Raw genomic sequence first — 12,666 nt, forward strand, 5'->3', positions numbered from 1 at the left:
GGAGTTTTGTCATGTCGCAACGTTTCAGCGGTAAAACCATCGTGATCACCGGTGCCTGCCGTGGCATTGGTGCCGGCATTGCCGAGCGCTTCGCCCAGGAAGGCGCCAACCTGGTGCTGGCCTCCAACGACCTGGAGCGCGTGACGTTCACCGCCGACCAATTGGCCCGGGAATATAAAGTCGACGCCCTGGCCCTGGGCATCGACGTGACCAGCGAAGACGACATCGAAACGCTCTACCGCGAAGGCCACGCGCGCTTCGGCAGCATCGACGTGTCGGTACAGAATGCCGGCATCATCACCATCGACCACTACGACAAAATGCCCCGCGCCGACTTCGACAAGGTGCTGCAGGTCAACACCACCGGCGTGTGGCTGGGCTGCCGGGAAGCGGCCAAGTACATGGTCAAACAAGGCAGTGGGCGCTTGATCAACACCTCGTCCGGCCAGGGCCGCCAGGGGTTTATCTACACCCCGCACTACGCCGCGAGCAAAATGGGCGTGATCGGCATTACCCAGAGCCTGGCGCTGGAACTGGCGCGGCATAACATCACCGTCAACGCATTCTGCCCCGGCATCATCGAAAGCGAGATGTGGGACTACAACGACCGCGTGTGGGGCGAGATCCTCAGCACCGACGAAAAACGCTACGGCAAGGGTGAATTGATGGCCGAATGGGTCAAGAACATCCCCCTGCGCCGGGCCGGCAAGCCCTCGGATGTGGCGGGCCTGGTGGCGTTCCTGGCCTCGGATGACGCGGCCTACCTGACCGGCCAGGCGATCAATATCGACGGCGGCCTGATCATGTCGTAAGGGTTTGGTATCCTCACGGCCATTGTGTCAACAACCGAGGCTTTCATGAGCCAGATCGAAGAACAGCGCCTGATCACCAAGATCGCGAGCCTCTATTACGAAGAAGGGCTCAAGCAGTCCGAGATTTCCGCCCAGCTGGACCTGTCCCAATCCTTTATCAGCCGCGCCCTGCGCCGGGCACTGCAGGAAGGCGTGGTGAAGATCAGCGTGATGCGCCTGCAAGGCCTGCACCTGGAGCTGGAAAACCAATTGCAACGCCGCTACGACGTGCGCCAGGTGATCGTGGTGGAAGCCACCGAGCCCGGCAACGATGAAAGCATCAAGCAAGCCATCGGCTCGGCAGCTGCGCATTACCTGGAGACCAGCCTGTCGCCCCAGGACCATATCGGCATTTCGTCGTGGAGCAGCACCATTCGCGCCATGGTCGGCCACTTGCATGCCCAACCGGGCAAACAAGGTGCCCAGGAAGTGGTACAACTGTTGGGCGGCGTCGGCAACAAAGGCGCGTTTGAAGCCACCCTCCTCACCCAACGCCTGGCCACCCTGCTCAACTGCCCGGCGTATTTGCTGCCGTCGCAAAGCATCGAGCAATCGGTGCAGAGCAAGCAACGCATCGTGCAGATGGAAGAGGTCAAGGAGGTGCTGCAACGCTTTGACAGCATCACCCTGGCGATCGTCGGCATCGGCGACCTGGAACCCTCGCAGCTGCTGCGCAACAGCGGCAACTACTACACCGAGGACATGCTGCGCCTGCTGGCCGAGCGTGGCGCGGTGGGCGACATCTGCCTGCGCTACTTCGATGCCCAGGGCAAGCCGGTGCTGGAAGAAGATGAAGAATTCGTGGTCTCGGTGGCGCTGCCCAAGCTGCGCGGTATCCACCGCGTGCTCGGCCTGGCCGGCGGGCTGAACAAGGTCCAGGCCATTCGTGGCGCGCTCAAGGGCGGTTACCTGGACATCCTGATCACCGACCTGGACACCGCACAGGCCCTGAACCACTAACCCTATTTCTGGAGACTGCCGCTCATGACGTCCAAGCTCGAACAACTCAAGCAATTCACCACCGTGGTCTGCGACACCGGCGACCTCGAAGCCATCAGCCGCCTGCGCCCGGTGGACGCCACCACCAACCCGTCGCTGCTGCTCAAGGCCGCCGCCATCCCGGAATACGCCGAGCTGCTGCGCAATGCCGTCAACATAGCCAAAGGCGACGTCGGCCTGGCCTGCGACCACTTCGCGGTGTCCGTCGGTGCCGGCATTTTGAAGGTCATCCCCGGGCGTATTTCCACCGAAGTCGACGCGCGCCTGTCCTTCGATGAAGACGCGCTGTGGGCCAAGGCCAACCAGTTGATCGCCCTGTACGACCAGGCCGGTATCAGCCGCGACCGCGTGCTGATCAAACTGGCCTCCACCTGGGAAGGCATCCGCACCGCCGAGCGCCTGGAAAAAGCCGGCATCCAGACCAACCTCACCCTGCTGTTCTCCTTCGCCCAGGCCGCCGCGTGCGCCGATGCAGGGGTGTTCCTGATCTCGCCATTCGTGGGCCGCATCTACGACTGGTACCGCAAGAACACTGGCCTGGACTACACCGGCGTTGATGACCCAGGCGTGCAATCGGTGACGCGCATCTACAACTACTACAAGGCCAACCAGATCAACACCGTGGTGATGGGCGCGAGCTTCCGCACCCTCAGCCAGATCGAACAGCTGGCGGGTTGTGATCGCCTGACCATCAGCCCGGAACTGCTGCAGAAGCTCGACGAAGACCAGGGCACGTTGGCGCGCAAATTGGTACCGGTGACCGAAGGCGAAGCGCGCCAGCCAATGAACGAAGCGCAGTTCCGCTGGGCGTCGAATGAAGATGCGATGGCCACGGAGAAGCTGGCGGAAGGGATTCGACAGTTTGCGCGGGACCAGGAAAAACTCGAGGCAGTGTTGTCGGCGCTATGACCCCCGTCCAGCCGCTCGGCCAGTCGCGCACCTTGGTGTTCCTGGCCTACCCGCAAATGGGCCTGCTCGACCTGACCGGTGCCCAGACCGTGTTCTGGGCTGCCACCAAGGCCATGGTCGAGCGTGGCCTGCCAGGCTATGTGGTGCACACCGCCAGCCTGCCGGGCGGCTTGATGCCAACGGCCGAAGGATTGAGCGTCGACACCCTGCCATTGGCGCAATTTGACCCCGCCGCCCTGGACACCTTGATCGTACCCGGCGCCCCCGCCATTCAACAGGCGCTGGCCGCCAACACCGACCTGGTGGACTGGCTGCGTCACGCCTCCACTCGGGCCCGGCGCACGGCCTCGGTGTGCAGCGGCACCTTCCTGCTGGCCCAGGCCGGCTTGCTCCAGGGACGACGTGCTGCCACGCACTGGGCGATGTGCGACATGCTCAAGCGCGGGTTCCCCAGCATCGATGTGGACATGGACGCGATCTTTGTCCAGCAAGGCAATGTGTGGACATCGGCAGGCGTGAGTGCCGGCATCGACCTTGCGCTGGCGTTGGTAGAGGCCGATTGCGGGCGTCACGTCGCCCTGCAAGTGGCGCGGGAACTGGTGGTGTTTCTCAAAAGGCCCGGCGGCCAGGCCCAGTTCAGCCAACTGCTGCAAGCCCAGACCGACGACACTGCCGGTTTCGACGCCTTGCACCTGTGGATCGCCGACAACCTCAGCGACAGCGAGCTTACGGTGGAGCGCCTGGCGGAACAAAGTCGCATGAGCCCACGCAACTTCGCCCGGGTCTACAAGCAAAAAACCGGGCGCACCCCGGCCAAAGCCATCGAGTTGTTTCGCGTGGAAGCCGCACGGCGCCTGCTGGAAGACTCCCAGCGCAACATCGACCAGGTGGCGCACCTGTGTGGCTTTGGCGATGAAGAACGCATGCGCTACACCTTCCATCGCCACCTTGCGATTTCCCCTCGCGACTACCGCGCGCGCTTTTCCCGCTGACGGCAGGCCGCTTGGCAGTTATTCAGGGTTTTCTGTCCTACCCGCCAAACCGCGGCGCTCTTAGAGTAGGCCGGTAACGCATTGCGCCTTGAGCAATCGTATCGACCTGGTCCCTGGAGCATCCCCATGAAGCAGCACATCCTTATCATCGGCGCCGGGTTCGGCGGTGTCTGGAGCGCCTTGAGCGCCGCGCGCCTGCTGGATAAACATGATCGCCATGACGTGCAGATCAGCGTCCTGGCCCCACAGCCGGCGCTACGTATTCGCCCACGTTTCTACGAGGCCGACGTGCATGCCATGCAGGCACCGCTGGGCCCACTGTTTGCGGCAGTCGGCGTGGACTTCATCGAGGGCGCCGCCGACCGCATCGATGAACACGGCAAGCAGGTGACCTACCGCAACGCAGCAGGCATCCCCACCACCCTCAAGTACGACCGCCTGGTGCTGGCCGCCGGCAGTCGTCTCAATCGCCCGCAGATGGAAGGCCTCCAGCACGTGTTCGATGTGGACCAGATCGAAGACGCCACGCGCCTCGAAGCCCATATCAAGGGTTTGAAAAACCTGCCCGACAGCCCGGCACGCAACACCGTGGTGGTGGCCGGCGGCGGGTTTACCGGGATCGAGACCGCCACCGAAATGCCGGTACGCCTGCGCGCAGCACTGGGTGACGACGCCACTATCCGTGTGATCGTGGTGGACCGTGGCCCGCAGATCGGGGCATCCATGGGCGATGGCATTCGCCCGTCCATCGTCGAAGCCAGCCAACACCTGGGCCTCGAATGGCGATTGAACACCTCCGTGGCCGCGGTGGATGCCGGCGGCGTGACCCTGGCCGATGGGCAGCGCATCGAGTCCAGCACCGTGATCTGGACCATCGGCTTTCGCGCCAACCCGCTGACCGAACAAGTCAGCGGCACCCTTGACCCCCAGGGCCGCCTGCATGTGGACGGCAACCTCAAGGTGAAGGGCCAGGCCGATGTCTTTGCCGCCGGTGATGTGGCCTACGCCGCCACCGACGATCTCGGTCACTTCGCCGGCATGTCCTGCCAGCACGCCATCGCCCTGGGCCGCTACGCCGGCAACAACGTCGCCGCCGACCTGATCGGCGTGGCCCCGATGACCTACAGCCAGCCCAAATACGTCACCTGCCTCGACCTCGGGGCCTGGGGCGCGGTGTACACCGAGGGCTGGGATCGTCAACTCAAGCTGGTGGGCCAGGAAGCCAAGGAGCTCAAGCAGCAGATCAACACGGTGTGGATCTACCCGCCAGCCGCCGAACGGGCCACCGCCCTGGCGGCGGCTGACCCGCTGATTCCGGTGGCCTGACGCCCCACACCCGGTGCCCGCCAGCCCACTGTTTGCTGGCGAGCATAAATGCCAGGAGCGATCAGGCTCGCTCCTGCCTCAGCTTTGCGCGACACCCGTCCCAAACTTGCGAATCGCCAGGCAATACCCGATCAATGCCAGCGCCGCCAGCAACCCGCCCGCCACGCCGACCCAGGCGAAGCCGAAGTGGCTGCCGACCCAACTGCCCATCAGGGCGCCACCGCCAATGCCGATGTTGTAGATACCGGAGAACATCGCCATGGCCACGTCGGTGGCGTCCGGGGCCAGCACCAGCACCTTGGATTGCATGGCGAGGCCGAAGCCCATGATCGCCATGCCCCAGAACACGCTGAGGATCACCAGGTACGACTCGGCGCCGCTCAAGGGCAGCATCAGCGCCAGGCACGCGGCCAGGATAAACACCGCGCCGACCACGAACAGGTGGGGGTTGAAGCGGTGCACCAGGCTGAACAACAGCGAGCCGATGATGCCCGCGCCGCCGAACACCAGCAGGATCAGGGTCACCGCGCTGCCGCTCATGCCGGCCACGCCTTCGACGAAAGGTTCGATGTAGCTGTAGGCGGTGAATTGCGCGGTCACAGTCATGGCGGTGAGCACATACAACGCCACCAGCGCCGGACGCTTGAACAGCAGTGGCAGGCTGCGCAGGGAGCCGGAGTTCTGGCTCGGCAGCAACGGCAAGGTGCGCGCCAGCCAGAACACCAGGGCGGCGGCGAACGCGCCGATCACCAGGAACGTGGTGCGCCAGCCCATGGCTTCGCCGAGCAGACGCCCCAGGGGAATACCCAGCACCATCGCCAGGGACGTACCGGTGGCGAGCAGGCCGAGGGCTTGCACCTGCTTGCCTTCCGGCGCCAGGCGCACCGCCAGGGAGGCGGTGATCGACCAGAACAGTGCATGGGACAAGGCAATGCCGACGCGACTGACCATCAACAGGCCGAAGCTGGTGGCGACGCTGGACAAGATGTGGCTGGCGATAAACAGGCAGAACAGCACGATCAGCAGCTTGCGTCGCTCGACGTTACGCGTCAGCAGCATCACCGGCAGCGAGGTCAGGGACACGATCCAGGCATAAATGGTGAGCATCAGGCCGACGCTGGACACGGGCATGTCGAAGCTGGCGCCAATGGCGCTGAGCAGCCCGACGGGGACGAATTCAGTGGTATTGAACACAAACGCGGCCAACGCGAGGGCGATGACCGGTTGCCAGTTGGCTTGGGGGGTTGCGGCTGAAATGCTCATTTACAGGTCGTCGTACTCGGTTTCCGCGCGGGTCAAGGCGGCCCAATGCCAGCCCTTGAGCAGCGCGGAAAAATAGTAACACGGACCTTCAAGGATCCACCTGTGCCATCAGTTCCGGGATTGACTCCGGCCGCTTGGCATAACGCTGCGCCAACGCCGCACAGACCATCAACTGGATCTGGTGAAACAGCATCAACGGCAAAATCAGCACGCCCATGCTCGCCCCGGCGAACAGCACCTGGGCCATCGGCACGCCAGTGGCCAGGCTTTTCTTCGAACCGCAGAACAGGATGGTGATGCGGTCTTCCTGGTTAAAACCAAAGGCCTTGCCCAGCACGGTGGACGCCACCAACACCAGCGCCAGCAACACGCAGCAGGCCACCACCAGACCGCCCAGTTCCCACAGCGGGATCTGGTGCCAGATGCCTTCGTTGACCGCTTCACTGAACGCGCCGTACACCACCAGCAGGATCGAGCCCTGGTCGACGAACTTCAGCCAGGCTTTATTGCGCCCCACCCACGCACCGATCCAGCGGCGGGCGATCTGCCCGGCAATGAACGGCAGCAGCAGTTGCACGCTGATTTTCAGGATCGCATCGACCGTGGAGCTGCCTTCGCCGTGCACATTGAGCAACAGCGTCACCAGCAACGGCGTCAGGAAGATGCCGAACAGGCTGGAGGCCGCCGCGCTGCAGATCGCCGCCGGGATGTTGCCGCGCGCCAGCGAGGTGAAGGCAATTGCCGATTGCACCGTGGCCGGCAAGGCGCAGAGGTAGAGCATGCCCATGTACAGGTCTTTACCGATCAGCGGCGACAACAGCGGTTTGAGCGCCAGGCCCAGTAGTGGGAACAGCACAAAGGTCAGGCTGAACACCAGCAGGTGCAGGCGCCAGTGGCCAGCACCGGCGACGATGGCCTGGCGCGACAGCTTGGCGCCGTGCAGGAAAAACAGCAGCGCGATGGCCAGGTTGGTGACCCAGCCGAAGGCCACGGCGGTCTGGCCGCTGGCGGGCAGCAGGGAGGCGAGGATCACCGTGGCGATCAGGGTCAGGGTGAAGTTGTCGGGCAGAAAACGGGGGCGAGTCATAAGCGAATCTTCCGGGGTTGCCAAGAGCGTCATCGCGACTCTAACGTAACGGCTTGTTACCGACTAACGCCAATGAGCCAGTAAATGCCGCCTAAAGGACATGCCAATACCGTGCGCCGCAGTGTGCCTGGGCTTTCCAGCCTGCCACGGCCGGTGTATGGGCGCACTGAATCGCTGCCCAACCGCGCGCTGACCCGTCGGCACAGCCACCCGTGGGTGCAATTGTCCTACGCGATTTCCGGGGTGCTGGAGATCCAGACCAGCGCCGGCCGCTTCGTCGCGCCGCCCCAGCGGGCGGTGTGGATCCCGGCGGGCATGCCGCATCGGGTGTACAGCTCGCCCCATACCGAGATGCGCAGCCTGTACCTTGATTGCAGCGTCACCGCCTGGGCCGCAGAGCGCTGCCAGGTGCTGGAGGTAAGCAGCCTGCTGCGCGAGTTGATCCGCAGTTTCAGCGAGCTGCCGGTGGAATATGCCGAGGATGGCCCGGATGGGCGCTTGGCCCAGGTGGTGCTGGACCAGTTAGCGGCAGCGCCCCAGGTGGACCTGATGCTGCCCTTGCCGCTGGACCCGCGCCTGCGGCAAATCTATCGCAGCCTGAACCTGCACCCGGAACAGCAGACCACCCTGGGGCACTGGAGCCAGAAGCTGGGGGTGAGTGAGAAGACGCTGAGCCGGTTGTTCTTGCGTGACACCGGCCTGACGTTTCGGGCCTGGCGCCAGCGTTTAAGGTTACTGAGCGCCCTGCCCGCCCTGGAGCAAGGCGAGCGGGTCACGGATGTGGCGTTGAACTGTGGCTATGAGTCCACCTCGGCGTTTATCAACGCGTTTCGGCAGCAGTTCGATGCCACGCCGGGTGAGTTCTTCCGCTGACACTTCAAACGCTGAACGCGCCACAGTTACAGTGTTCCTCCTTAACTGACCGGTATTAGGGCAAGCCCCCTCCCACAAAGTTGAGCGTATTTCCAATGGGGATCGACGTTCAGCTGCCGTTACCGCCATGAGCCTCTTCGAAAAAGTAGTCCTTCCAGCTCGCCGCCTTGTTTTTCAGTACGCCCAATTCCTGCAATTTCTCGGCATAGATATAGGTACGCTGCGGCACGATGGTGAAGTCGATTTCCGGGTCCTGGACGATTTTTTCCACCAGGTCCAATGGCAGCTTCGACTGTTCTACGCGGATGTACGCCTTGGCCGCTGCGGGCTTGTCGGCCTTGATGATCTGCTCGGCTTCGGCCAACGCGGCGTAGAACGCCTGGTAGGTCTTGGGGTTTTCGTCGTGGAATTTCTGCGTGGTGTACAGCACGTTGAACGTCGCCGGGCCGCCGAGGATGTCGTAGGAACTGAGCACCTTGTGCACGTTGGGGTTCAACAGTTCCTGGTACTGGAACGGCGGGCTGGAGAAGTGCGCGTTGATCTCCGAACCACCGGCAATCAACGCGGCGGTGGCGTCGGGGTGCGCCAGGCTGATGGAGATGTCATCGAACTTCTTGTAGTTGGCATCGCCGAACTGCTTGGCGGTTTCGATCTGCAAAGTGCGCGACTGGAAACCCACGCCAGCGGCGGGCACGGCGATGCGGTCTTTCTCGCTGAAGTCCTTGAGGGTCTTCACCTTGGGGTTGTTGGTCAGCAGGTAGTTGGGCATTGAGCCTAAGGAGGCGATGGCCTTGACGTTCTGCTTGCCCTTGGTACGGTCCCACAGGGTGAGCATCGGCGGCACACCGGCCGACACCACATCCAGGGCACCGGCCAGCAGCGATTCATTCATGGCGGTGGCGCCGGAAATGCTGTTCCATTCGACCTGGATGTCCAGGCTCTGGGCCTTGCCGTGTTTTTCGATCAGGTGCTGGTCACGCACCACATCGAGGATCAGGTAGCCGATACCGAATTGCTGGGCGATGCTGATCTTGCCCTCGGCCTGGGCGCCGTGGCTGAGCAACGCGCTGGCGGCGGCCAAAAGAGTCAGGGAGGAACGCTTGAAAGTCATGGGGAATCTGCCGCGTTTTCGAGAAGGTGATGGAGCGTAGCTGCGGTTTTTTAGACAGCAAAAGAATATCGGGGTCTATTGTTATGCAAATACCCCCAAAACGGCGCGCGGCTGGTATTGTGCCGCGCTTTGAAAAAACAGCCGCACACTGCGAGGAAATGCACGTTGAACACTGACGAAAAAATGACCGGGGACCTGTTCGAGGTGGATAAGCGCCTGTCACTCAAGCCCGTGGTGGACTTCAACAGCTACCTGCGCAGCGCCTTCGGCGATGGCGCGTGCACCTGCATACGTTGCGTCGCCAGTGGTGGTGACGAAGCCGGTTACGCGTTCCAGCACACGTTCAGCTTCGACGGCAAACCGACCCAGCGCCGCTTTGCCTCCACGGCGGGCAGTGATGTGTTGATGGCACTGAAAAAGGCCTGGTTGTCGTACACCAAGGCCGAGCTGCCTTCGAGTGGCGCGCTGGCGCTGGAGACGGTGAAGGAGTTTGTCGAACCGCAATTGCACAAGCGCCTGGCGCCACTGTTTCTGGCCAGTGGTTTGGCCAAGGACGTGGACGGCGAGTTGCACCTGCAGCCACAAGCCACGGCCTGACGCCTTCTCCCTGAATCAAATCGTCGCGTAGCAGCTGTCGAGCCCAAGCGAGGCTGCGTCGGCCGCGACTAGAACCTGAATCGGCAGCGCGCCTGACACAGCCTCGCTTGCGCTCGGCAGCTGCTACGGGGGATAGATGAGCGTCAGCGCAAACGGGTGACGGTGAGTGCCACCACTGCGATCCGCTCCACACGCTCATAGCCGGGCTTGGCCAGTTCTTCGCCGAACACATCGGGGTCCAGCTCGCGGTAGGTCCAACCAAACGCATCGCTGCCCAGCAACGGCTTGACGGCGGCCAGGAACGGGTCTTCCCCGGCGACAATCGCCACGCCGGTGTAGAGCACCAGGCTGCCGCCCAGGGCCAGGCGCCCAAGGGATTCGGCGGTGATGCGCACCGACAGTTGCTCGCCCAGTGCCCCGCCACCATGCCGGTAGGCACGCTGGCGATCGTCATTCATATAAGGCGGGTTGGCGACGATCAGGTCGAACGTCCCTTCGACGCTGCCCAGCACATCGCTGTGGTACGCGGTGACGTTCGCCAGTCCGGCCAGCTCTGCATTCACCGCCGTCAGGCGCAGGGCGCGCGGGTTGATGTCCACCGCCAGCACCTCGGCGTCAGGCCGCGCCCGGGCGACCACCAACGCGCCTACACCGGCGCCGCAGCCGATGTCGACGGCGCGCTTGATCGGCTCGAAGCGCTGTTGCAAATGGGCTTCGATCAGGTGCGCAAACCGATAGCTGTCAGGCCCGAAAAACACCGCGTCCGCTTGGGTGGTGGGGTACGCCGAGTGGGCAAACAGCAGGTCGTCCAGGCTCGACCAACGCACCGCACTGCGCCACAGCGCAGCGTGTTTTTCGACTACATCGGCCTGCTGCAGCTCCTCACGAAACGCCTCGGGCAACAGCTCGCCGTCAAACGGCAACGACCAGCCGAATACATCGCGCAGGTCCCTCGCCAGCGGCGTCCCCATACGCTGAAAAAACCGTTCATGGGTCAAGGGCGTTGGCGTAATGAACCGGTAGCGACTTTCCTTCAAGCCTCGCCCCAGGTTCAGCAGGGCGCGGTCGGCGAGTTGTTGTGCAGACATGGGCGAATTCCTTAGCGCAGGCGCGCACGCAGTTGGATAAAGCGGCGAGTGGCATACAGCCCGGCGGGCGTACAGTGACGTCGCGCCGACAGCCACGGGATCAGCCCATTGAGCTGCTGCTCATCGGGCAGGTTCCACAGCGAATCCACCAACGCCTGGGTGTCCGGGTCGACCGGGCGGTGCTGCTCGCGGGAGAAGCGGCTGCCGCGTCCTGGCCTTACTGGCGCCACGCGTTGAGCGCTGATCCACTCGCCCGCGATCCAATCGCGCAGCAGCTGTTTCTCATAACCGCTGAACACGCCGAACATCGCCGCGCCCGCGCCTTCGATCAATTGCCAGAAGCGACTCTCGGCCGGATCCTGGTTGCGCTTGATCCAGCCCTTGTCTTCCAGGGCCTGGAGAAACGCGCCGATCTGCCCTGGCTGGGCCAGCCATTGGTTGACGGTCTTGCCTTCAAAGCGGCAGTAGTCCGAATGCATGTGCTGGCCGAAGGTGCGCTTGCGCTCAAGCATGGCAACCACTTCGTCCTGCAGGTTGAAGGGGTGGATAACGGCGTTGGTCCCCGGGCCGAGGTCATTCAGGCGATAACCCTCGGCCACCCGGCGGTAGAAGTCTTCCCTGCCCTCGCCCAATGGCAGCAGGTTCAACACCGATTGCGCGGCCTTGCAGGCGTGGCCGCTGCTGGCGTTGTCGATGGTGACGTGGAGGGTGAAGTAATACGGGTCGATGCCCAGTTCGCTCAACTCATACGCGGTGATGAGCAGGTGCAACGGCAGCTGCTCATAGCCCAGGTTGTAGCCGATGACCTCCGGCAGGAAGTCGTCGGCGCACAGGCCCAGCGCCAGTTGCAGGGCACCTTGCAGGTAATGGTCGTCCTCAAGGCCGGCGTCGCTGTCGGCATCATGCTCGCTGAGTAATTTGCGGTAGATCACCACATGGTTTTGCGCCGCTTCACCATCGCCCAACTCCTCGAGATAGGTGGTGAGCAAGCCGTCGAAGCGTGGGTCGTACCAATAGCGCAGCAGGCCATTGAGCCAGGCACCGTCGACCTGTTTGGTCGGCGCCACACGCTGGAGGAAATACAACGCATGGGCTTTATTCTGGAAGTAGCGACGCGGCCGGCCCTGCTGGCGTTGCTCAAGGTAATCGGCATAGGCCTGGGCAACGTCGGCGCAGCGCTGTTCGATCCAGGCAGGCAGTTGTTCAGGTATCGGGGGCAGCTCACTGGGTGCGGCGCGCACGTGCGCCAATTGCGCGCGAACAAATGCCCGCGCAGCCTCTTCAGCGCCGGCGGTTTCGCCATACAGTTGTTGGTACAACCGCTGGTACTGACCCGGTTGTGTGATGGAGGCCGGCTGGCCCGACAGCGCTGTAAGAAGCGTCATGATGGCAGTTTCCGCAAAGTCCGATACAACCAGGCCTCCCGACATGGAGGCCCCGCAAGCGCGCTCAACACCACACGCGTCTAAAATGCAGAACCTGCGGGCATGCGGAAAATTCAATCGGGGTTGTGCGGGTGCGGATCAGTGGTCGCTGGTAGCCCACGCCACCCGAGGCACGGATAACCCAA

General features: G+C 63.2%; 12 protein-coding genes. 7 read left to right on the forward strand and 5 right to left on the reverse strand.

Annotated elements, in window-relative coordinates:
- Positions 1-11 precede the first annotated feature (11 nt).
- The 5 genes from AB1462_RS28560 (at position 12) to AB1462_RS28580 (ending at position 5,077) form a co-directional block, all read left to right on the forward strand.
- Positions 12-812: an SDR family oxidoreductase gene (locus AB1462_RS28560; RefSeq protein WP_367248614.1), complete on the forward strand. Its 801-nt coding sequence runs from the start codon at positions 12-14 to the stop codon at positions 810-812.
- A gap of 45 nt (positions 813-857) precedes the next feature.
- A complete protein-coding gene (locus AB1462_RS28565) occupies positions 858-1,811 on the forward strand; it encodes a sugar-binding transcriptional regulator (RefSeq protein WP_090402959.1) in 954 nt (317 codons plus the stop codon).
- Positions 1,812-1,835: 24 nt separating this feature from the next.
- Positions 1,836-2,759, forward strand: a complete 924-nt coding sequence (tal, locus tag AB1462_RS28570; RefSeq protein WP_367248616.1) for a transaldolase — start codon at positions 1,836-1,838, stop codon at positions 2,757-2,759.
- A complete protein-coding gene (locus tag AB1462_RS28575; protein WP_367248618.1) occupies positions 2,756-3,751 on the forward strand; it encodes a GlxA family transcriptional regulator in 996 nt (331 codons plus the stop codon). Before tal ends, AB1462_RS28575 begins: the two co-directional genes overlap by 4 nt.
- A gap of 126 nt (positions 3,752-3,877) precedes the next feature.
- The gene (locus AB1462_RS28580) at positions 3,878-5,077 is read left to right on the forward strand and encodes an NAD(P)/FAD-dependent oxidoreductase (RefSeq protein WP_367248620.1); all 1,200 of its coding nucleotides are present in this window, start codon (positions 3,878-3,880) and stop codon (positions 5,075-5,077) included.
- A 78-nt stretch (positions 5,078-5,155) separates the two neighbouring features.
- Here AB1462_RS28580 and AB1462_RS28585 read toward each other — a convergent pair whose 3' ends face one another.
- Together AB1462_RS28585 and AB1462_RS28590 are read right to left on the reverse strand one after the other, a co-directional pair.
- The gene (locus AB1462_RS28585; RefSeq protein ID WP_108572729.1) at positions 5,156-6,340 is read right to left on the reverse strand and encodes a sugar transporter; all 1,185 of its coding nucleotides are present in this window, start codon (positions 6,338-6,340) and stop codon (positions 5,156-5,158) included.
- Between the two features lie 88 nt (positions 6,341-6,428).
- Positions 6,429-7,427, reverse strand: a complete 999-nt coding sequence (locus AB1462_RS28590; RefSeq protein WP_367248622.1) for a bile acid:sodium symporter family protein — start codon at positions 7,425-7,427, stop codon at positions 6,429-6,431.
- Between the two features lie 84 nt (positions 7,428-7,511).
- Between AB1462_RS28590 and AB1462_RS28595 the strand changes: the two genes are divergently transcribed.
- Entirely contained in the window at positions 7,512-8,300 is a 789-nt protein-coding gene (locus AB1462_RS28595) for a helix-turn-helix domain-containing protein (protein WP_074847098.1), read from the forward strand.
- A 109-nt stretch (positions 8,301-8,409) separates the two neighbouring features.
- On the opposite strand, the gene AB1462_RS28600 is transcribed toward AB1462_RS28595, so the two are convergent.
- Positions 8,410-9,411, reverse strand: a complete 1,002-nt coding sequence (locus AB1462_RS28600; protein WP_367248624.1) for an ABC transporter substrate-binding protein — start codon at positions 9,409-9,411, stop codon at positions 8,410-8,412.
- Between the two features lie 165 nt (positions 9,412-9,576).
- Between AB1462_RS28600 and AB1462_RS28605 the strand changes: the two genes are divergently transcribed.
- Positions 9,577-10,008: a hypothetical protein gene (locus AB1462_RS28605; RefSeq protein WP_090402948.1), complete on the forward strand. Its 432-nt coding sequence runs from the start codon at positions 9,577-9,579 to the stop codon at positions 10,006-10,008.
- A 143-nt stretch (positions 10,009-10,151) separates the two neighbouring features.
- Here AB1462_RS28605 and AB1462_RS28610 read toward each other — a convergent pair whose 3' ends face one another.
- Together AB1462_RS28610 and AB1462_RS28615 are read right to left on the reverse strand one after the other, a co-directional pair.
- Positions 10,152-11,096: a class I SAM-dependent methyltransferase gene (locus AB1462_RS28610; RefSeq protein WP_090402946.1), complete on the reverse strand. Its 945-nt coding sequence runs from the start codon at positions 11,094-11,096 to the stop codon at positions 10,152-10,154.
- An 11-nt stretch (positions 11,097-11,107) separates the two neighbouring features.
- Positions 11,108-12,481, reverse strand: coding sequence for an iron-containing redox enzyme family protein (locus tag AB1462_RS28615; RefSeq protein WP_367248625.1), 1,374 nt, complete (start codon positions 12,479-12,481; stop codon positions 11,108-11,110).
- Positions 12,482-12,666: the final 185 nt, after the last annotated feature.

Origin of the sequence: Pseudomonas sp. SB113 (assembly GCF_040754745.1) — a bacterium.
In the GTDB taxonomy this organism is placed as follows: Bacteria; Pseudomonadota; Gammaproteobacteria; order Pseudomonadales; family Pseudomonadaceae; genus Aquipseudomonas; species Aquipseudomonas grimontii.